Origin of the sequence: Gordonibacter faecis, assembly GCF_030077735.1 — a bacterium.
GTDB classification, from domain to species: Bacteria; Actinomycetota; Coriobacteriia; order Coriobacteriales; family Eggerthellaceae; genus Gordonibacter; species Gordonibacter faecis.
The window spans coordinates 42,437-62,777 of sequence record NZ_JASJEU010000004.1 but is presented as its reverse complement, the minus strand read 5'-3'; the positions used below and the strand labels follow the sequence as shown (position 1 = coordinate 62,777).

Below are 20,341 nucleotides of genomic sequence, written 5' to 3'. Positions count from 1 at the left end.
TTATTCGATCTTTGACTAACTGCAAACTGAAGGGGGTGTGAGTTCATGCCGAGACTCCAAATCATGGATACCACGATCCGCGACGGCCAGCAGAGCCTGTGGGCGACGCGCATGCAGATTGGCGATATGCTGCCAATCTTGCCGAAAATGGACCGGGTCGGGTACTGGGCCATTGAGGCGTGGGGTGGCGCAACGTTCGACACGTGCCTGCGCTTCCTCGACGAGAACCCGTGGGAGCGCCTGCGGTCCATCAAGGCTAACACGCCGAACACGCCGCTTGCTATGCTGTCGCGCGGCCAGAACTTGGTAGGATACAAGCACTATTCGCGCGAGATCTGCAACCGTTTCATCAAGGCTGCCAAGCGCAATGGCGTGCACGTGTTCCGCGTGTTCGATGCCCTGAATGACATCCGCAACGTCGTGGACAACGCCGAAGCCATCAAGGAATGCGGCGGCCACTTCGAAGGCGCCATTTCCTACACCATGTCGCCTGTTCACACGCTCGACAGCTACCTGGATTACGGCCAGAAGCTCAAGGACCTGGGCGCGGACTCCATTGCCATCAAGGACATGGCCGGCATGCTCACCCCCTACCGCACCGAGCGCATGGTGAAGGCGTTCAACGCGGAAATTGGCCTGCCGCTGCACATCCACTGCCACTACGTCGGCGGCATGGCTCCCGCTAACATTATTAAGGCGGCCGAGGCGGGCGCGGCCATCGCGGACACGGCTCATGCGCCGCTCGCGTTCGGCAACTCGCACCCCGCGGTGGAAATGATTGTGGCTGCCCTCCAGGAAAGCCGTTACGACACGGGTCTTGATCTGGACTTGCTGTTCGAAATTGCCGAATACTGGGAGGGTGTGCGCAAGCGTGGTCACTACAAGCGCGGCGTGTCTTCGCTCACGCACATGCAGGTGTACTCGCACCAGGTGCCCGGCGGCATGATGTCGAACCTCGTTTCGCAGTTGGAAATCCAAAACGCTGGCGACCGCCTGCCCGAGGTCATGAGGGAAATCCCCAAGGTGCGCGCCGAGGTGGGTTACCCGCCACTCGTCACGCCCCTGTCCCAAATTGTGGGCACCCAGGCCGTGTTCAACGTGCTTACTGGCAAGCGCTGGAGCGTTGTGTCCAAGGAAATGAAGGACTACATCTGCGGTTACTACGGCAAGGCTCCGGGCCGCATGGACAAGGACATCGTGGCGAAGGTGGTGGGCAACTCCGAGATGCTGCCGCCCGACGTGGCACCCGGCTCGCTGGTAACAACCACGTACTCCCAGGTGGAAGACGAAATTGGCGACCTCGCGAAGAGCGAAGAGGACGTGCTCATGTATGCGCTCTTCCCCAACGAGGCGCGCACGTTCTTGAGCAAGCACCGCACATCCGAAAAAGTCGACTTCCTCATGGAGCAGGAGTCGAGCAGCACCAAGGAGGACGATTACGTGGATATCAATCAGATTCGCGAGCTGGTTCGCGTTGCCGAAGAAAGCGGCGTCGGCGAAATCGTAGTTGAGGAAGAGGGCACCCGCATTGCCGTGCGCATGCCTGGCACGCTGTCCTCCGATGCCATGGTGGCGGCTGCGGCTGCGGCTCCGGTGGCGGCCGTTGCCCCTGCTCCCACGCCTGAAAGCGCGGCGGCTGCCGCGGCTGATGACGGCGTGGATCGTCCGTCCAACTGGTACTGCGTGACCGCCCCCATGGTGGGTACGTTCTACGCGGCCCCCGCGCCCGGCGAGCCACCGTTTGTGCAGGTGGGCGACGAAGTTGCCGCCAACCAGACGCTCTGCATCGTGGAGGCCATGAAGCTCATGAACGAGATCACGGCTGAGGAAATGGGCACGGTGCGCGAAGTGTGCCTCGAGGACGCTTCGCCCGTTGAGTTCGGCACGCCGCTCTTCTATATTGAGCCCCACGGCGCGCCCGCCCCGGCCCCGGAGACGGCGTAATGTTTAGCAAGATTTTGGTAGCGAACCGCGGCGAGGTGGCGCTGCGCATCATGCGCGCCTGCCGCGAGTTGGGTGTGAAAACGGTCGCCGTGTACTCCACCGAGGACGCCGAAACCTACCCGGTGAAATATGCCGACGAAGCCGTGTGCATCGGCCCTGCTCAGGCGAACAAGAGCTACCTTATTATGGCGAATATCATCGCGGCGGCGAAAACCACCGGGGCGGAGGCCATCCACCCCGGCTACGGCTTCTTGGCCGAAAACGCTGATTTCGCGCGCGCCTGCGTGGAAAACGACCTGGTATTCATTGGCCCCTCGGCCGATTGCATCGAGCGCATGGGCGACAAGAGCATGGCCCGCGAAACCATGAAAGCGTGCGGCGTGCCCACCGTTCCTGGCTCCGACGGCTGCATCGAAACGGCCGCCGAAGCGAAGGCATTTGCCGACACCGTGGGCTATCCGGTGCTGATCAAGGCCACGGCTGGCGGCGGCGGCAAGGGTATGCGCGAGGTGCACGATCCGGCCGACCTGGAGTCCCAGTACCAGGCCGCGCGTACCGAGGCCGGTGCCGCGTTCGGCAACGACGGCGTGTACCTGGAGAAGTTGGTGCTGCGCCCCCGTCACGTGGAGGTGCAGGTGCTGGCCGACGACTTCGGCAATAGCATTGCGCTCTGCGAGCGTGACTGCTCCGTGCAGCGCCGCCACCAAAAACTTATTGAAGAGGCGCCCTCGCCGGCGCTTGACGAGGAACTACGTCGTGCCATGGGTGTGGCGGCCATCAAGGCCGTGCGCGCCGTGGACTACAAAAACGCCGGCACCATTGAGTTTTTGCTGGACGAGCGCGGGCATTTCTACTTCATGGAAATGAACACGCGCGTGCAGGTGGAACACCCAGTGACCGAGCAAATCACGGGCACCGACATCATCAAAGAGCAGCTGCGCATTGCCGCCGGCGAGCCCATGAGCTGCGCCGAGCGCGCGCCGTTCACGCCGTTTGGCCACGCGATGGAGTTCCGTATCAACGCCGAAGACCCTGCGCACGGCTTCCGCCCGTGCCCCGGCACCATCACGAAATTCGAGCCCCCGGCGGGCCCCGGCGTGCGCGTGGAAAGCTACGTGCGCACTGGCTCGCGCATTTCGCCCTATTACGACTCGCTTGTGGCGAAGCTTATTGTGTATGGGCAGGATCGCGAAGAGACCTTGGCGCGCGGCCGCCGCGCCCTCGACGAATTCGTTATTGAGGGCATCGAAACCACCATTTCGTTTCATCGCCGCGTGCTGGACAACGCCGTGTTTTGCGCCGGCGACGCGACGACTGATTTCATCGAAACCCAGATGGGAGACGTGTTATGACAGAGCTGAACCTTGACGGCATGGCGCTTGCGCCGGGCGTCGTTGAGACTATCGTATCCATCGCCGCCAACGAGGTGGAGGGCGTCGCATCCGTCGGCCCCGCCGCCGCTGGCGGCCTGCGCTCCGTGTTTGCCGCGAAGCCGTCCACGCAGGGCATTGACGTGGCTGTGGGCGAAGATGACAAGCTGAATGTGTCGGTGCGCATTGATGTGTACTACGGTCATGTATTGCCCGATCTGGCCGCCAACGTGCGCCAGGCCGTGGCCGACGCCGTGGCCAGCCAGGTGGGTGCCCAGGTGGGCAGCGTGGATGTGTACATCGACGGCATCCAGTTCGCCAATTAGGGGCCGCTGAGCATCCATGGCTAAACGACACGAACGAACCCGCGCCCGCCGCTCGGCGCTCGCGCTGCTCTACACAAGCGAGATTACCGACGAGGGCGCTACTAAGATTGCCGAAGAAGGCCGCTTCCTTGCCGAGGACGGGCCGCTGCCCGAGTACGCTGCCGCGCTCGTGCGCGGGGTGGAGGCGCACCGCACTGCCATCGACCGGCACCTGGCAGCCACGTCCGAGAACTGGTCGCTCATGCGCATGCCCATCGTGGACCGCTCCATCTTGCGCCTGGCTGCCTACGAGATGATGTACGTGGACGACGTGCCTACGTCCGTCACCATAAACGAGGCTGTTGAGCTGGCAAAAGACTACGGTGGGGAAGATGAGTCGCCCCGCTTCGTCAACGGCATCTTGGGCCGCATTGCGAAAATTCTCGAAGAGGAAAAGGCGGGTGCGCTGTCGCCCGCAGCGGCACCGGTTGCTGAAGCTGTGGAACCGGAAGCAGCGGAACCTGCAGCGACACCGGTTGCCGAACCCTCAGTAGCGGAGGTGGCAAAGCCGGTGGAAGCTGCTCCGGACGCGCCGGCCGCAGAAGAAATCGCGGCCGCTGCATCTGCTGAGGCGTCGAAGGAGGCGTGAGGTGGCGCAGCAATCCTACGAGACGTTTGATCAGGTGAAAAACCGCCTCGACGAAATTGTTGAGGCGGTTGGTTCCGACGATCTGCCCCTCGACGACGCGCTCTCCCTCTATGAGGAAGCCGTGGGTCTGGGCCTGCGCGCAAGCGAACTGTTGGAAGCGGACATCGAGGAACGCGACGCCGCCGAGGCCGAAGCGTCCCTGACCGCCGAGGGCGCGGAAGGCGCCGAGGGCGCGAACGCCCCCGCCGCCGAAGCCGCCTCCGACACCGCCTCCACGCACAACGCCGAATCCCCAGCTGAGAACGAACCCGAGGCCGACACCGCGGCCGCGCCGATGCCGGCATAACGCCGGGACGGGAGCTTGGTTATGGAGCATCGCATTCTGGACATGGTGTCGTCGCCCGCCGACCTCAAGGTGCTATCAAACGAGGAGTTGGCTATCCTCGCGCGCGAGGTGCGCGAGGAAATTATCACCGTCACGTCCGAAACGGGCGGCCACGTGGGTTCGTCGCTCGGTGCCGTGGAAATCATCCTGGCTGTTCACAGCCTCATTAACTGCCCGAAGGACAAGTTCGTTTTCGACGTGGGGCACCAAGCCTATGCGCACAAGCTGGTCACCGGGCGGCTCGATCAGTTCAAAACGCTGCGCACCTACGGGGGCCTCTCCGGCTTCCCGAAGCCCGGCGAAAGCCCCTGCGATGTTCATCCGTCCGGCCACGCGTCCGACTCGCTGTCGGTGGCGCTCGGGCTGGCGAAGGCGCGCGATTTGTCCGGCACCGACGAAAAGGTGGTCGCGCTCATTGGTGACGCTGCGCTGTCCGGCGGCATGGCCTTCGAAGCCTTGAACCACATCGGCCAAGCTCAGACGCCCCTTGTCATCATCCTGAACGACAACGAGATGTCCATCTCGCGCAACGTGGGCGCCCTTATGAAGCACCTCGGCTACATGCGTGCCTCTTCGCAGTATCGCCAAACGCGCGACTCGGTGCAGGAAGTGCTCGAAAGCAGCGGCGCCCTTGGCACGGCACTCGCGAACTTCGGGCGCAACGTGAAAGAGTCTATGAAGCAGTTCGTGCTGCCGCGCGCGATGATCTTCGAGCAGTTGGGCATCCTGTGTACCGCGCCCATCGACGGCCACGACATCGGCGCGCTCAGGGAGACGCTGGCCACCGTGCTGGCCACCGACGCGCCCGTGCTCATGCACGTGGTAACGCGCAAAGGTGCAGGTTACGCGCCCGCCGTGCGCGAACCCGAGAAGTTCCATGGCATTGGCCCCTTCAACATTGAAACGGGCGAGTTGAAGAAAAAGCCCGCCTCAGCACCCTCCTACACCAGTGTGTTCGGAAAGGCACTTATTGAGGAAGCTCGCCGCGACGACCGCATTGTGGCCATCACGGCCGCCATGAAGGATGGCACCGGCCTGTCCGCATTCGCTGAAGCATTCCCCACGCGCTTCATCGACTCGGGCATTGCCGAAGAGCACGCCGTGGGCCTGGCGTCGGGCTTGGCGGTGGGCGGCATGAAGCCTGTGGTGGCCATCTATTCCACGTTCCTGCAGCGTGCGCTCGATCAGCTCATCATCAACAACGCGCTGCCGAACCTGGACGTGGTGTTTGCCATCGATCGCGCGGGCATTGTGGGCGAAGACGGGCCGACGCACCACGGCATGTTCGACCTTGCCTATACGCGCATGGTCCCCCATATGCGCGTGCTTGCCCCGTCTGACGAGGCCGAACTCGTGCACGCGCTGCATACGGCGCTGGCGCTGGGCGGCCCGTTCGCCATCCGCTATCCGCGCGGATCGGCCGAAGGTGTGCCGCTGCCCGATGAACCCGAGGTGCTGGAAGTGGGCCGCGCACGCGTGATGCGTGAGGGCAGTGACGTAGCCATTCTGGCATTCGGTCGCATGGTCTCGCGTGCCCGCGGTGCGGCAGAGTTGCTGGCCGCACGCGGCATTGAAGCGCGCGTCGTGGACATGCGCTGGGCCAAGCCGCTTGACGCAGACGAAATTGCGCGCGCCGCGCAAACGCGCCTCGTGGTGACGGTGGAAGGTGGCATTTGCGCGGGTGGTGCAGGCGAAGGTGTGCTGGCTGAGTTGTCGCGTCAAGGCAGCGACGTGCCCACGCTCGTGCTGGGCATTCCCGACACGTTCGTTCCCCAAGGTAAGGCGGATCTTTTGCTTCACGACTTGGGCCTCGACGCCGAAGGCATCGCCGCCTCCATTACGAAGCGCCTGAACGCCCAGGACAAGTGATGTGCGCCGCAACTTTACCTAAACTTGATCTTCCCGTTGCTCCTATTTAACAATGAATCACTACTATAATTCTGAGTGCTCTTTAACGGAAAACGAAAGGGGATGGTAGTGGGCTTCGATCTGGGTTCGTTTGTCGCCGCGCTTGCGGGCGACCCGGTGCTTGCGCTTATTGTGGTGCTGACGCTGGGTGCTACGGTGGTAAACGGGGCAACCGACGCGCCGAACGCTATCGCTACGGTTGTCGGTACGAAGGCTATGCGTCCCGGTCCAGCCATTGCAATGGCTGCCGTCTGCAACTTCGTTGGGTTGGCGGGCATCACCATGATCTCGTCGGCCGTGGCCGCCACCATCTTCAAAATGGTGGACTTCGGCGGCGATAACCACGCGGCGCTTGTCGCTCTGGCCGCTGCTATGGTGGCCATCATCGTGTGGGGCGTGGTGGCCTGGTACTTCGGCATTCCCACGTCACAAAGCCATTCGCTCATCGCGGGCATCACCGGCGCGGCCATTGCGCTGCAGGGCGGTCTTGCTGGTGTGAACGGTGCCGAGTGGATGAAAGTGGTCTATGGCCTGGCCATTTCCACGGTGCTCGGGTTTGGCACCGGGTGGTTATTCACGCGCCTCATCAAGCGAACGTGCGCAAATGCAAACCGCCGCAAGGCCAACGAATTCTTCAAGTGGGCCCAAATCATCTCAGGTGCGGGCGTGGCAATACTTCATGGTGCGCAAGACGGCCAGAAGTTTTTGTCGCTGTGCATGCTTGGCATCATGCTGGCCATGACCGGGCAGTCGGGCGGCGACGTGACGTTCCCGTTCTGGCTCGTGCTGCTGGTGTCGGCCGTCATGGCGCTTGGCACGGCCGTGGGCGGCAAGAAAATCATCAAGTCCGTGGGCATGAACATGGTGAAAATGGAGCAGTACCAGGGCTTTTCTGCGTGCCTGTCCGCCTGCTTCTGCATCGGCCTGGCAACGTTCACGGGCCTGCCGGTGTCCACGACGCACACCAAAACCACGGCCATCATGGGCGTGGGCGCCGAGAAAAGCCTCCGCAACGTGAAGTGGGGCCTCGCCGGACGCATGGTATTCACCTGGATACTCACGTTCCCCGGCTGCGGTTTGCTCGCGTTCGCGTTCACGCACCTCTTCCTCACATTCTTTTAGGTTTCGGTGGTCTGACGGCAGAACAAAAAACCAGGCCACGCCGCGACACAGAAAGGCCCTGGCACCCGCCGTGTGCGGACGTGCCAGGGCCTTCCCAATAACTCACCTACGCCAACCCAGTAGCGCAGGTGCGCTAGTCCTCTTCCACCACGTCGGCGTCGGGGGCGTTCTTCTTCACGCTTTCGATGCCGTTTTTGCACGACTCCTTCGACTTATACGTCTCAGACGTGGCGATGATCTCGCCATTTCCCGCCTTCAGTACGAAGTGATAGCCCGCGCCGGTCTTCTTGATAACGAATTTACCCATGGCCTTCTCCCTTTGTCCGAGTATTCTCGCGCTGCGGAAATCATACTCCCGGAGCAGGGCGCGAAGAGGGCCGCGCGGCGCGGTTCACCCATCGTTTGAAGTCACGCGGCCCGCCGCACGCGCTGCACGCCACAAGCGCGCCGCAAACGCCTTACGCCTCGATGCGCTTCTCCATGATGAAGTCGTCCATGATGAAGCCCTGGCCGATGTCGGTTTCCACGGAGTCGATGGTCTCGAACCCCTTGCCCTTGTACGCGCGTACGCCCAGGTCGTTGTACTTGTTCACCGTGAGATACATCGCGGAAAGCCCGCGCTCGCGGCACAGGTCCTCGTAGAAGCGAATGGTCTGCGAGGCGAACCCGTGCCCGCGTTCCTCGGCACGCAGATAAATCTTCGAAATGAAGAACCGGTTCGTCTCTGGTTCCACGTGGCCGCCCGTGTAGCCCGCGATGCGCCCGTCTTCCGGTACGCGCAAAAACCAGTATTCGTAGGCGTGCTCGCGCATGTCGCGCTCGATGGCCTCAAGGCTTTGGAACTGCTCCACCATGTAGTCGGTCTGCGCCTCGCCAATGAGTGCCGGCCAGTACTCGTGCCAAATCTCGTCAGCCAGCGCGGCCAGCGCTGCCTTGTCCTCAGAACTCGTCACGGGAACAAACTCAATCGTCATGTGTATCTCCTTCCTTATACCCCTCTACTTTACCGCAACCCGCCGCCCACCCATCGCTCCCCGGGGATGATTTCGCCGCCGTTCGGTGCGCAGAGGTGCGCCACGCCGCACCCGCGACTTGCATCTGGTCGCTAATGAGATATAATCCTATTTGACTTACACTACAGTTAAGCGACCATCAGAGGAGCGTCTATGAGCACAGCCACCGGAAAGCGGACCAGTGCGGCGGCCCCGCCCACGCGCAACACCATACAGCGAGCCCTTGTGCTGGAGGCGGTGCGTTCGCTGCATAATCACCCCACGTCAGCCGACGTGTACGACGTCGTGCGGGCGAAGCATCCGAACATCTCGCGCGCCACGGTGTATCGCAACTTGGGCGTGTTGGCGAACCGCGGGGAAGTGCTGCGCGTGGAGGTGCCGAACGGCGCCGACCGCTACGACTTCTTTAACGAGCCGCATTACCACGGGAAGTGTCGCGTGTGCGGCGGCGTGTTCGACATTGACATGCCCTATCAGGAAAACCTGTTAGCCCAGGTGGTCGACTCGTATGGCTTTACCATTGAAGGCCACGAAATCATCTTCGACGGAGTGTGCGCCGACTGCCGCGCTGCCGCCCAACGCGGCTAGCCCGGGCCGCTCGACGCGCCGTGGTTGCGCGTTCGTAAAGGTAACGACTTGATAGCCCTGTTTTCAACCACCCTCCTTACGTTATAGTATGGGGGGTGGTGTTTTTTGACGCTCCACCCGCACGGGATCACGTTGAAACAATCAAAAGGAGGGATGGCGCGCACCGTGTTCGAATCTGTGGGAAACACCCCCGCTCAGCATGACGAAAACGACAACTGCACGCTCCCTCAGTCCTTCCACGCCAGCGCACCCGCGCAGCTTACCAACAACGGGGAAGCGGAGTTGCGCAATGCACTCGAAGCCGAAAGCATGGTGCTGCGGTGCGCCCACGAGCTGTATCGTGTGTGCGATATCGACAGTGCAGCCGACATCATGCTGAGCACGCTCGGGGCGTATTTCCAGGCCGATCGCACCTACCTCATGCGCTTCCACGGCGATCTGATGTCGAACACGCACGAGTGGTGCGCTTCCGGGGTAATACCTTATAAAGAGAGCCTTCAGGGTGTGACTCGCTCCATTGTTGAGCGATGGGCGCCGTTCCTTGAAAACGGCGAATGCCTCATCATTGAAAACGTTGCTGCACTACCGTTAGGATCGGCCGACCGCGAAGCGCTCACTGCCCAAAGCATCGATAGCGTGGCGGCGGCTCCCCTTGAACGAGATGGCAAAGTGGTAGGGTTTCTTGGTATCGACAACCCCGCGCGGTCGCTCGTGCGTAATGTGTCTTCACCGCTAAAAACGCTCGCGTACTTCTTCATGATGACGGAGAGGCGCATAGAAACGGAGCGTCGCCTCACGCTCATGAGCTACCACGACGAGTTGACCGGCCTCTACAACCGCAACCGCTATTTGGTGGATCTTGAGCACCTCAAGAAGGCAAAGGAAGGCTCGCTTGGTATTGCTTTTGTGGATGTGAATGACCTCAAGGAGACGAACGATGTGTACGGCCATGCGTGCGGCGACGAAGTGCTCGTTGCCTGCGCCGCAACCTTGGCCGATGCGCTGCCGGGTGCCGACCTTTACCGCATCGGCGGTGATGAGTTTGTGGCGCTCGTGCGTAACGTGGACGAAGCAAGTTTCTCCCGCATGACGTCCGCACTTGAGCGCGCCTTTCCCTGTACGACAGAGGGCGAAGGGCCTGGTGGAGACCGCGTGGCTATCGGTGCTCAGTGGTCGGCGCGCCCGTCCGACGTCTCCGCCTTACTGGCGGCTGCCGATGCCGAAATGTATGCGCGCAAGCGTCGCTACCATCTGGAAAAGGCGCTGTCGGGGCGTTTGCTACAAGTGGTTGGAGACGAGACGCCCGACCACGTAACTGCCTCCGTCAGCTTGGGTGACGTGGCGCGTCTCGAGCGCGAGCAGGCTGCCACCTACGACAACCTCCCCGGGTTTGTCGCGCGCTATCGCGTAAGTCCGCAGGGGCTTAAGCTTTTGTACGGCAATGAACGCTTTGTCGACTTCTTTGGTGCGGTGGACGACCCATTGACGGCCAAGCTGTTTCAGAAAAACCTCGATTTCAACGCCGACGTGGTGAAACAGTTCTTCTCGCGCATCCTTAGAGGCGAGTCGGTGTCCTTCGACGTGGAGGCCATCAGTCGCGCCAACGAGAAGGCGTCCTTCCGCGTGTACGCGGACTGTGTGGACTGGATTGAGGGTGACCCCGTGTATCTGGTGTTGTACCTGGACACCACTGAAACCGAGCGGCAGCGCCGCCGCGCCGAAGAGGCTGCCGAGCGTCTGCGTACGCTGGCCTACGTTGACTCAGTGACCGGTGGACGTAACCGCACCAGCTTTGAGGCCGACGCAGGTGCTGCCGTGAAGGCCGCGCCGCCGGGCACCTATGCACTTGTGGCGCTTGACGTGGACAAGTTCAAGGTAGTGAACGACCAGTTCGGCCTGGACGCGGGCGATGCCGTGCTGCGCGCCGTGCATGAAAGTATTGACGCACACCTGAGCGAAGGTGAGTTGGCGGCCCGCATTTCGGCCGACCTTTTCAACCTGCTGGTGAAAGCGGACCAAGCCGAGCGTGTGGCCGCGCGCGTGGAAGAGGTGGCCGCCGCCGCAAATGCGGGACTCACCTTGGGAAATGCGCAGGCCTACCTGCTCACGCTCACGGCGGGCATCTACGTGGTGGACGATCCTGCGCTACCCATGATGCAGATACAAGACCGCGCCAACGTGGCCCTCAGCAAGGCGTCGTCCGGCGTGCGCACGGGCCGGCTGAGTTCATGCCGCTTCTACAATAACGAAGACCGCGTGCGCCTCGCCCACGAAAAGGATGTGGAAGGTCGCATGCGTGCGGCCCTCGAAGCTGGCGAGTTCATCGTGTATCTCCAGCCCAAGCTTGACCTGCGCCGCGGCGTGATAGCCGGCGCCGAGGCGCTCGTGCGTTGGCGCGACCCCGAGCGCGGGCTGGTGCCGCCCAACGACTTCATCCCGCTGTTCGAGCGCAACGGTTTCATTGTGGAGCTTGACTTGTACGTGTTTGAGCAGGTATGTCTTCTTCTGCACGACTGGCTTGTCGCGCGCCGCCGCCCCGTGCCGGTGTCGGTGAACCTCTCGCGCGTGCACCTGCGCGACCCGCACTTCCTCAACCGCTTCGAGGAGGTGCGCCACCGCTGCGGCGTGCCGGCCTCGCTCATCGAATTCGAACTCACCGAAACGCTAGTGTTTGACAACCCGCAGCTGCTCACCCACGTTATCGACGCCATCCATCGGGTGGGTTACACCTGTTCACTGGACGATTTTGGCAGCGGCTATTCGTCGCTGAACGTGCTCAAAAACCTGGAGGTGGACACGTTGAAACTTGATCGCGTGTTCTTCGACGACGCGGGGGTGGACGAAGACGGCGGGCGCGGTGCCGACATCGTGTCGGTGGTCATTGGCCTGGCGCGACGCCTCAACATGAAAACGGTGGCCGAAGGCGTGGAAACCGACGAGCAGCGCCGCTTCCTGGAAGAGGCGGGGTGTGACTTGCTGCAGGGCTTTCTGTTTGCGAAACCGCTGCCCCCCGACGCGTTCGAGCGCCTTGCGTTCGGCCCGGAAAGTTCGGAAAGCGGCTCGGAAATATCGTGCGCATAATATCGTGCGCAACAGGGTGGGTCCCTGTTGCGTTTCATTTTGTAATTTTTAATATCGTGCGCTTCCTGAAAATGAGGAAGGAGCCGGGGGCGGCTTGTGCTATACTAATGCAGCTTATCGGGATAACGCCGGTAAGCAGACGTAATGTAGGCCCCCGAGACATGTTTTGTTGCACAGCTGAGCGAGCAAGCTTTTGCAAAGCGAACATGGTGTGAACAAGTAATCATGACGAAGGGTCCCCGATGTAAGTTTGAAAGGGGTCCGTTTTGACCGACATCAAGAACACGTCCGTCATCGACTTCAGCGACATCTCCGACGAGCAGATGAACGAGATGATTGACGGCACGCTGACCGAATTTGACGAGGGCGATCTCGTCGACGGCACCGTTGTTAAAATCGAGCACGACGAAGTGCTCGTGGACATCGGCTTCAAGAGCGAGGGCGTCATTCCCTCCCGCGAGCTGTCCATCCGCAAGGACGCTGATCCGTCTGACATCGTTGAACTGGGCGAGAAGATTGAAGCTTTGGTTCTGCAGAAGGAAGACAAGGACGGCCGTCTGATTCTTTCCAAGAAGCGCGCCGAGTACGAGCGTGCCTGGATTCGCGTCGAAGAGAAGTTCAAGGCTGGCGAAGTGGTTACCGGCGAGGTTATCGAAGTCGTCAAGGGCGGCCTCATCCTCGACATCGGCCTGCGCGGCTTCCTGCCGGCGTCTTTGGTCGATCTCCGTCGCGTCAAGGATCTCGACATGTACCTCAACACCGAGATCGAAGCGCGCGTCATCGAGATGGATCGCAACCGCAACAACGTCGTGCTGTCCCGCCGCGTGCTGCTTGAGGAAGGCCGCAAGAACGAGCGTGCCGAAATCCTCGCGAAGCTGTCGAAGGGCATGCGTCTCAAGGGCACTGTTTCCTCCATCGTCGACTTCGGTGCATTCGTCGACCTGGGCGGCATCGACGGCCTGGTGCACATCTCCGAGCTGTCTTGGAACCATGTCAACCATCCCTCCGAGGTCGTCAAAGTGGGCGACGAGGTGGAGGTCGAGGTGCTCGACGTCGATCTGCAGCGTGAGCGTATCTCGCTCGGCCTCAAGCAGACGACGGAGGATCCGTGGATCAAGCTCGTCGAGAGCTACCCGGTGGGCACCATCGTCGACGGCAAGGTGACGAAGATCGTGCCGTTTGGTGCGTTCATCGAGCTGGGCCAGTCCATTGAGGGCCTGGTGCACATCTCCGAGATGTCGCAGCGCCATATCGACACCCCTGCGCAGGTCGTGAAGGCTGGCGACGAGGTGAAGGTGAAGGTCATGGAGATCAACCCCGAGCGTCGCCGTATCTCCCTGTCCATGAAGGCTGCTGCCGAGGAACTGGGCTTCGAGATTGAAGTTGACGAGTCCATCCAGGTGGAAGAGAAGCCGGCCAAGAAGAAGGCCGAAAAGAAGGAAGAAGCCCCGGCTGCCGAGGCTGCTGCCGAAGAGGCCCCCGCCGAGGAAACCCCCGCGGAATAACCTTCCTGAAAAACGAGTTACCAAAAGGAGCCGGCCCAAGGGTCGGCTCCTTTTTTGCGCGGGACGTGCTGAATAATTTCGGGATGCCACGTAGGGGCGGTTCACGAACCGCCCGTTCGCGCGAAGCGCAAAAACGCAGGTACCTACGCGGTTTCTTCTCCCGTAGGCTCGGGTTCCGCAGTGGGATCTTCCGGCTCCGCATCCGATTCCACAGGTTTTTCCTGTGCGTCGCCCACGGGTTCCTCCTGCGCAGCATCCAGGGCATTCCGGTCGCCCTCGGCATGTTGGGGGAGGCGGTCGCCCAGGGCTTCGCGTACGAGGTCGATGTAGAACCGCGCGCCCTCGTCGGTAAGGTGGGTGCCGTCGCCGTCGAACAGCTCGTCGCGACCCTCGCTTGCCGCGAACCAGTCGATGAGGTGCACATTCTCGTAGCGCTCGGCGGCGCGGGCTAAGGCCTCGTTGGTCGCTTGCACCCAATCGCGCGGACTGCGCGTGTTGATGAACCATATCTGCTTGTCCGGCCCCACGTCAGCCACCAGCGCATCCAATTCCTCGTCGGTGGCCAGACCGTTGGTTCCCAGCGCGAACACTACCAGCCCACCCACAATATCCTGGTCCTTGTACGCGTCGTACACCTCGCGCCCCACGTAGATTTGCCGGTTGATGGCAGCGTCAATGGCGCCGAAGGGGAACACCTCGTCAAATACCGGTATGGCGCGCACCGACACGGAGTCGCCAATCATCAGCACATCGAGCCGTGGTTTTTCGGGCGGCGTGTTCGCGGGTTGGTCGGCGGGTGGGTCGTTTATGACGCTGTCGGCCAGTGCCTGCTTCGCGTCGGCTGCGGCGGCGTTCGTATCGTGCGGTTCCTCCTGTTTCAGCAGTTCAGCGCCTTCCACACTCGACGTCGGCGGTACGAGCGCCAGTCCTCCGGCGGCCACCAGCACCAGTGCAACACACCCAATTCCCTGCGCAGCATGCTTCTGAAGCCAACGCTGCGGCGCCACCTCGTGCGCACGCACACGACTCACGAAGCGCCCGATGGCTCCGTGGCGAATGGGGTCTTCCACAAAGCGGTACGAAAACGCCGCGCACGCAAACACCACGGCCACCTGCACCAGGCGCAGCCACCAGGGCACCTCGCCCACGCCGCCCGGATCCATGAGCAAAAGCAGCGGATAATGCCACAGGTAAATGCCATACGAGCGCTTACCAATCCACACGAGCGGGGCCGCCCCCGCCGCGCGCCCTAGAAGGCTGGCCGGGTGCACCATTACGGCAATGACTACGGCCGTTAGCGCCGAACACAGCACCAGCCCGCCTTCATACAGAAACGGCGAGAACCCGTTCGAAAACGCCATCATTAGTACCACGCCCACCAGCGCGCCGACGCCCACCACGTCAAGCACCGTGCGCACGCGCTTCGACAGCTTCACGCTGCCTTGTGCGCCCAGCTGGTGCGACGGCCACGCGAAGGCCAGCCATGCGCCAATGAGCAGGGAGAACGCGCGCGTGTCGGTGCCATAGTACACGCGGCTGGGGTCGGCGGTGGGGTCGAACAGAAGCGCCATCTCAAGCGCCGACAGCGCCGCCAACACCAGCGTGGCGTTGCGCAGCGTGGTTTTCTTCGCACCGGCTTTCAGCGAAACCAGCAGGGCGACCGGCCACACGAGGTAGAACTGCTCCTCAATGGCGAGCGACCAAAAGTGCGCCAGCGGCGAGGGCGAGCCCAACGCCTCGAAGTACGACACGTCATGGAATATCTGCCACCAGTTGTTGAAGAAGAGCAGCGATGGTAGCACGTCGGGGCGCATCTTCGTTAGCAGCTCGTGGTTGAACAGCGTGCAGAGCGCCGCTGTGCACACCACCACGAACACGATGGCAGGCACGAGCCGCCGGACGCGGCGTAGCCAAAAGTGCGGCAGGTCGATGGTGCTCGTGTTGTCGTGCTCAATAAGCAGTAGGCTGGTAATAAGGTAGCCCGACAGCACGAAGAACACCGTGACGCCCAGAAGGCCGCCCGGGGCCCAGGGCATATGCATGTGATAGGCGATAACGGCCAGCACGGCCAGCGCGCGCAAACCATCAAGCGCGGGTATGTAGCGCGATTTCGAGCCCGGCATGCAGCCTATCCTCCCTGGTTATCGCATCGTGTGCGCCGAAGCGCGGAACGTGGGGGCACGGCGTTTTCCTCCCGTTACCAAAAGCGCATCATAGCGCCGCAGGCCCCGTCTGCGAAGACCCTCCACGAATTGTTAACATACAGCAGGGGGCTGACATATAAGGTTGAGCCGCCAGTTGTCGTTCTGCGGGGGAGGCGCGCGGTGTTTTCATGCGCTCTTCCTTTATACTGGGCGGGTTGAAAGGCTCCGCGCGCGGCGGGGTGTGCGGGCGAAGAAAGGCAGGGGTATGGCGGACGTGAGTGAAGGCGTGCAGCGCGTTGCGGTGGGCATGAGTGGCGGCGTGGACAGCGCGGTGTGCGCTGCGCTGCTGATGCAGGCCGGCTACGAAGTGGTGGGCGTGACCTGCCGCTTTCAGGACGACGCGTCTGCCGATGCCGCCGCGGCCGATGCCGCCTCTGTGTGTGCGTGTCTGGGGGTGCCCCACGTGGTGCGCGACTGTACGGCAGCGTTCGAGCACGCGGTGGCCGCGCCCTTTGCTGCGGCGTGCGGGTGTGGCCTCACGCCCAGCCCGTGCGTGGGCTGCAATGCCTCCTGCAAGCTTCCCGCACTGCTGCAAGCGGCCGATGAACTGGGCTGCCAGAAGGTGGCCACCGGCCACTACGCGCGCATAGCGCAGCTGACCGATTCCGGCCGCTACGTGGTGAAAACGGCGCTCGACGAGCGCAAAGACCAAAGCTACATGCTGGCGCTACTCTCCCAAGACCAGCTGGCGCGCCTTTTGCTGCCGCTTGGCGGCATGACGAAGGTTGAAGTCCGCATCCGGGCTGCGGACTGGGAGCTTCCCGTGGCTGAAAAGCCCGAAAGCCAGGACCTCTGCTTCACCACCGACTACCGCGCCTTCTTGCGTGAGCGCGGCGTGCGCGACGAGCCGGGCCCCATCGTTGATGGCGCGGGCCGCGAAGTGGGCCGCCACGAGGGTCTTTCCAACTACACGGTGGGGCAGCGCAAAGGCATTGGCGTGGCCGCGCCCGAGCCGTATTACGTAGTGGAAAAGCGCGTGGCCACCAACGAGCTGGTGGTGGGGTTCGCCGACGAAGCGCGCATTCGCTCCGTGCACCTGGCGCACGCGAACTGGCAGGCCTTTGAGCGTTTGGACGCGCCGCGCGCCGCCAGCGTGAAACTGCGCTACCGGAGCCGTGCCGTTGCGTGTATCATAGAACCCGAACCCGCGGGCGGGGTGCGCCTTGCGCTGCGCGAACCCCAGCCAACGACGGCGCCGGGCCAGTACGCCGTGCTCTACGAAGGGGCCACCGTGCTCGGAGGCGGCATGATTCAGGAGGTAGCATCGGTATGAAAAAGCTGTTCATCATAGGTGGCATGGGTGCTGGCAAGTCGACGGCCCGCAAAGCCCTCGTGGATGCCGGGCTGCCGTTCATCGACCTGGACAAGGTGGGCCACGACGTGCTCACCTGGGACACCGTGAAGGAAGAGCTTGTCGAAACGTTCGGCGCCGACATCATGAATGCGGAAGGCGAAGTGGACCGCAAGGCGCTCGCGCACAAGGCGTTCGTGAGCCCCGCCGAAACGCGCAAGCTGAATCGCATCACGGTGCCGCGCATCGAGGACGCCTACCGAGACCAGGTGGCCGAACTGTCTGCCGCCGGCAACAAGGCCGTGGTGGTGGAGTATTCCGTGTTCAAAAACCGTACATCGTCGCTCGCGTATGACGCCGACGTGGTTATTGCCGTGCTGGCTCCGCTCGACCTGCGTATTGAGCGCGCCGTGGCCTCCGGCTTCGACGAGCAGGACGTGCGCCGCCGCATCGCCCGCCAAATCACCGATGCCGACCGCATCGAAGCCGCCGACGTCGTCTTCAACAACGACGGCACCCCCGAAGAACTCCGCAACCAGGTCATAGCCTGGTGGGGAACGTACAGCAAGGATCTGTAGGGATTCGGACAATTCTGGTACAGGGAGGGCGCCGCTGGTTGGCGCCCTTGTTTTTTGTCGACGGCGAATAACAGTTTCTTCACGAACATCTGTTCATATTGCAGCGGCTGTGCTACACTGGGTGCCTTATGAGCTTCTGATCGCCGCGCGGGTTGTGGGCGCGGCGTGGCGCTTTGTCTCGGAAGGAGCATCATGGCGCATCTTTCTAACATTGAGGGTATTGAGATGGAAGGTAAGCTGCCCGAGGTACGGCTGGCCACCACGCCCTTTGAATCGGTGTCCCCCTACGAGCCGGCGGGCGACCAGCCGCAGGCCATCGAGAAGTTGGCGCGCGGCATTGAGGAAGGCCTGCGCTACCAGACGCTGCTTGGCGTTACCGGCTCGGGCAAAACCTTCACCATGGCAAAAACTATTGAGGCGGTGCAAAAGCCTACGCTGGTCATGGCGCCGAACAAGACGCTGGCCGCCCAGTTGGCAAGCGAACTCAAGGAATTCTTCCCGAACAACGCCGTGGTGTACTTCGTGTCGTACTACGACTACTACCAGCCCGAAGCCTACGTGCCCTCATCCGACACATTCATCGAAAAGGATGCCTCCATCAACGAAGAGGTGGAGAAGCTGCGCCACGCGGCCACCTCTGCGCTGCTGTCGCGGCGCGACTGCATTGTGGTGGCGTCGGTCAGCTGCATCTACGGCATCGGCAGCCCGATGGACTACGCCGGCATGGCTGTGTTCGTGGACAAGCAGAAGGAAATGGATCGCGACGACGTCATCCACGAACTGATTGACATTCAATACGACCGCAACGACTACGATCTGGTACGCGGCACCTTCCGCGTGCGCGGCGACTCGCTTGATGTGTTCCCGCCCTACGCCGACAACCCCGTGCGCATCGACTTTTGGGGCGACGAAATTGAGGCCATCACCGAAATTGACAACGTCACCGGCGAGGTGCTGAACGAGTTCGAGGCGCTGCCCATCTGGCCGGCGTCGCACTACGTGGCCACGCGCCCGAAGATGGATCGCGCGTTGGGTACCGTCCGCGATGAACTGCGCGAACGTCTGCAACAGTTCAAGGAGGAAGGCAAGCTCCTGGAAGCGCAGCGCCTGGAAATGCGCACGAACTACGACCTGGAAATGATGGAGACGATGGGCTTCTGCTCCGGCATTGAGAACTACTCGCGCCACATCGACGGGCGCCAGCCGGGCGAGCCGCCCTACACGCTCATCGACTACTTCCCGAAAGACTTCTTGTGCATCATCGACGAGAGCCACGTCACGGTGCCACAAATTCGCGGCATGCACGAGGGCGACCGCTCGCGCAAAATCACGCTGGCCGAGCACGGGTTCCGCCTGCCTAGCTGCCTAGACAACCGCCCGCTGCGCTTCGATGAATTCGAAGAGCGTATCCCGCAGTTCGTGTACGTGTCGGCCACGCCGGGCGACTACGAGCAGAAGGTGAGCCAGCAACAGGTGGAGCAGATCATTCGCCCCACCGGCCTGCTTGACCCCGAGATTATCGTGCGCAGTTCGGCCTCGCAGATTGACGACATCATTGACGAGGCGAAGGAACGCGCCGCCCGCGACGAGCGCGTGCTCATAACCACGCTTACGAAGAAGATGGCCGAAGACCTGACTGACCACTTACTCGACCAGGGTGTGAAGGCGCGCTATATGCACTCAGACATTGCCACGCTTGAGCGCGTTGAGATTCTGCGCGAGTTGCGCCAGGGCAAGTTTGACGTGCTGGTGGGCATCAACCTGTTGCGCGAGGGCTTGGACTTGCCCGAGGTGTCGCTGGTGGCCATCTTGGATGCGGATAAAGAGGGCTTCCTGCGCAACCACCGCTCGCTCATCCAGACCATCGGCCGCGCAGCCCGCAACGTGTCGGGCCAGGTCATCATGTATGCGGACAAAATTACCGACTCCATGCGCCTGGCCATCGACGAAACCACGCGCCGCCGTGCCATACAAATGAAGTTCAACCAAGATCACGGCATCGAGCCGCAAACTATCCGCAAGGCCATCAATGACATTATGGAATACGTAACCGACGAGGTGGGCAATACCACGGCTGAGCAGGTGAACAAAGAGCTGGCCGCCCTCTCGCGTGAAGAGGTGCTGCGCATCATTCAGTCAATGGAAGACGAGATGGCCTCCGCCTCGCAAAACATGGACTTCGAAGAAGCGGCGCGCCTGCGCGACCAGGTGGTTAAGCTGCGCGCAAGCGTGGAGGGCTCAAGCGAAGACGACGTGCTGAAAAGCCTGAAGAAGAATGCCCGCAAGGGCAGCGCATTCGGCAACCGCAAAAACGCCGCCTACGGAAGCAGTCGCCGCTCGTAAAAAGCGGCGGGTAAGAACTCACGAAGAGGGGAGCGGGTGACCGCAGTGGTTGCCC

16 protein-coding genes are annotated in these 20,341 nt (G+C 62.1%); 13 read left to right on the top strand and 3 right to left on the bottom strand.

What is annotated here, in order from left to right; genetic code table 11:
- Positions 1-45 precede the first annotated feature (45 nt).
- The 7 genes from accB (at position 46) to QNJ86_RS02245 (ending at position 7,683) form a co-directional block, all read left to right on the top strand.
- On the top strand, positions 46-1,944 hold the full coding sequence (gene accB / locus QNJ86_RS02275; RefSeq protein ID WP_283830954.1) for an acetyl-CoA carboxylase biotin carboxyl carrier protein: 1,899 nt from the start codon (positions 46-48) through the stop codon (positions 1,942-1,944).
- Entirely contained in the window at positions 1,944-3,296 is a 1,353-nt protein-coding gene (gene accC / locus QNJ86_RS02270) for an acetyl-CoA carboxylase biotin carboxylase subunit (RefSeq protein WP_283830953.1), read from the top strand. The genes accB and accC overlap by 1 nt, the downstream gene beginning before the upstream one ends.
- Positions 3,293-3,640: an Asp23/Gls24 family envelope stress response protein gene (locus tag QNJ86_RS02265; protein WP_283830952.1), complete on the top strand. Its 348-nt coding sequence runs from the start codon at positions 3,293-3,295 to the stop codon at positions 3,638-3,640. Before accC ends, QNJ86_RS02265 begins: the two co-directional genes overlap by 4 nt.
- 16 nt (positions 3,641-3,656) lie before the next feature.
- Positions 3,657-4,268, top strand: coding sequence for a transcription antitermination factor NusB (gene nusB / locus QNJ86_RS02260; protein ID WP_283830951.1), 612 nt, complete (start codon positions 3,657-3,659; stop codon positions 4,266-4,268).
- Position 4,269: 1 nt separating this feature from the next.
- Positions 4,270-4,614, top strand: a complete 345-nt coding sequence (locus tag QNJ86_RS02255; RefSeq protein WP_283830950.1) for an exodeoxyribonuclease VII small subunit — start codon at positions 4,270-4,272, stop codon at positions 4,612-4,614.
- Positions 4,615-4,635: 21 nt separating this feature from the next.
- Positions 4,636-6,522 carry a 1-deoxy-D-xylulose-5-phosphate synthase gene (gene dxs / locus QNJ86_RS02250; protein WP_283830949.1) on the top strand — a complete coding sequence of 629 codons (1,887 nt, stop codon included), beginning with the start codon at positions 4,636-4,638 and terminating at the stop codon, positions 6,520-6,522.
- 108 nt (positions 6,523-6,630) lie between these two features.
- Positions 6,631-7,683, top strand: a complete 1,053-nt coding sequence (locus tag QNJ86_RS02245) for an inorganic phosphate transporter (protein ID WP_283830948.1) — start codon at positions 6,631-6,633, stop codon at positions 7,681-7,683.
- Between the two features lie 133 nt (positions 7,684-7,816).
- On the opposite strand, the gene QNJ86_RS02240 is transcribed toward QNJ86_RS02245, so the two are convergent.
- Together QNJ86_RS02240 and QNJ86_RS02235 are read right to left on the bottom strand one after the other, a co-directional pair.
- A complete protein-coding gene (locus tag QNJ86_RS02240; RefSeq protein ID WP_283830947.1) occupies positions 7,817-7,990 on the bottom strand; it encodes a YegP family protein in 174 nt (57 codons plus the stop codon).
- A gap of 151 nt (positions 7,991-8,141) precedes the next feature.
- Positions 8,142-8,657, bottom strand: a complete 516-nt coding sequence (locus tag QNJ86_RS02235; RefSeq protein ID WP_283830946.1) for a GNAT family N-acetyltransferase — start codon at positions 8,655-8,657, stop codon at positions 8,142-8,144.
- Between the two features lie 192 nt (positions 8,658-8,849).
- Here QNJ86_RS02235 and QNJ86_RS02230 point away from each other — a divergent pair, with 192 nt between their 5' ends.
- The 3 genes from QNJ86_RS02230 (at position 8,850) to rpsA (ending at position 13,870) form a co-directional block, all read left to right on the top strand.
- Positions 8,850-9,284 (top strand): Fur family transcriptional regulator, encoded by a 435-nt coding sequence (locus QNJ86_RS02230; RefSeq protein ID WP_283830945.1) that lies wholly within the window; start codon positions 8,850-8,852, stop codon positions 9,282-9,284.
- Between the two features lie 153 nt (positions 9,285-9,437).
- Complete coding sequence (locus QNJ86_RS02225) at positions 9,438-12,365, top strand: EAL domain-containing protein (RefSeq protein ID WP_283830944.1); 2,928 nt, start codon at positions 9,438-9,440, stop codon at positions 12,363-12,365.
- 266 nt (positions 12,366-12,631) lie between these two features.
- The gene (gene rpsA / locus QNJ86_RS02220) at positions 12,632-13,870 is read left to right on the top strand and encodes a 30S ribosomal protein S1 (RefSeq protein ID WP_283830943.1); all 1,239 of its coding nucleotides are present in this window, start codon (positions 12,632-12,634) and stop codon (positions 13,868-13,870) included.
- Between the two features lie 143 nt (positions 13,871-14,013).
- Here the strand turns inward: rpsA and QNJ86_RS02215 are convergent, their stop codons facing one another.
- A complete protein-coding gene (locus QNJ86_RS02215) occupies positions 14,014-15,993 on the bottom strand; it encodes an acyltransferase family protein (protein WP_283830942.1) in 1,980 nt (659 codons plus the stop codon).
- A gap of 286 nt (positions 15,994-16,279) precedes the next feature.
- Between QNJ86_RS02215 and mnmA the strand changes: the two genes are divergently transcribed.
- From mnmA to uvrB, 3 genes are all read left to right on the top strand, one after another.
- Complete coding sequence (gene mnmA, locus QNJ86_RS02210; protein ID WP_283830941.1) at positions 16,280-17,347, top strand: tRNA 2-thiouridine(34) synthase MnmA; 1,068 nt, start codon at positions 16,280-16,282, stop codon at positions 17,345-17,347.
- The gene (gene coaE, locus QNJ86_RS02205) at positions 17,344-17,943 is read left to right on the top strand and encodes a dephospho-CoA kinase (protein ID WP_283830940.1); all 600 of its coding nucleotides are present in this window, start codon (positions 17,344-17,346) and stop codon (positions 17,941-17,943) included. The genes mnmA and coaE overlap by 4 nt, the downstream gene beginning before the upstream one ends.
- A gap of 192 nt (positions 17,944-18,135) precedes the next feature.
- On the top strand, positions 18,136-20,286 hold the full coding sequence (gene uvrB, locus QNJ86_RS02200) for an excinuclease ABC subunit UvrB (protein ID WP_283830939.1): 2,151 nt from the start codon (positions 18,136-18,138) through the stop codon (positions 20,284-20,286).
- Positions 20,287-20,341 lie beyond the last annotated feature (55 nt).

Coding starts and splice junctions, on each gene's coding strand:
- accB (WP_283830954.1), top strand. CDS start 46: ATGCCGAGACTCCAAATCATGGATACCACGATCCGCGACGGCCAGCAG.
- accC (WP_283830953.1), top strand. CDS start 1,944: ATGTTTAGCAAGATTTTGGTAGCGAACCGCGGCGAGGTGGCGCTGCGC.
- QNJ86_RS02265 (WP_283830952.1), top strand. CDS start 3,293: ATGACAGAGCTGAACCTTGACGGCATGGCGCTTGCGCCGGGCGTCGTT.
- nusB (WP_283830951.1), top strand. CDS start 3,657: ATGGCTAAACGACACGAACGAACCCGCGCCCGCCGCTCGGCGCTCGCG.
- dxs (WP_283830949.1), top strand. CDS start 4,636: ATGGAGCATCGCATTCTGGACATGGTGTCGTCGCCCGCCGACCTCAAG.
- QNJ86_RS02240 (WP_283830947.1), bottom strand. CDS start 7,990: ATGGGTAAATTCGTTATCAAGAAGACCGGCGCGGGCTATCACTTCGTA.
- QNJ86_RS02235 (WP_283830946.1), bottom strand. CDS start 8,657: ATGACGATTGAGTTTGTTCCCGTGACGAGTTCTGAGGACAAGGCAGCG.
- QNJ86_RS02230 (WP_283830945.1), top strand. CDS start 8,850: ATGAGCACAGCCACCGGAAAGCGGACCAGTGCGGCGGCCCCGCCCACG.
- QNJ86_RS02225 (WP_283830944.1), top strand. CDS start 9,438: ATGGCGCGCACCGTGTTCGAATCTGTGGGAAACACCCCCGCTCAGCAT.
- QNJ86_RS02215 (WP_283830942.1), bottom strand. CDS start 15,993: ATGCCGGGCTCGAAATCGCGCTACATACCCGCGCTTGATGGTTTGCGC.
- mnmA (WP_283830941.1), top strand. CDS start 16,280: ATGGCGGACGTGAGTGAAGGCGTGCAGCGCGTTGCGGTGGGCATGAGT.
- coaE (WP_283830940.1), top strand. CDS start 17,344: ATGAAAAAGCTGTTCATCATAGGTGGCATGGGTGCTGGCAAGTCGACG.
- uvrB (WP_283830939.1), top strand. CDS start 18,136: ATGGCGCATCTTTCTAACATTGAGGGTATTGAGATGGAAGGTAAGCTG.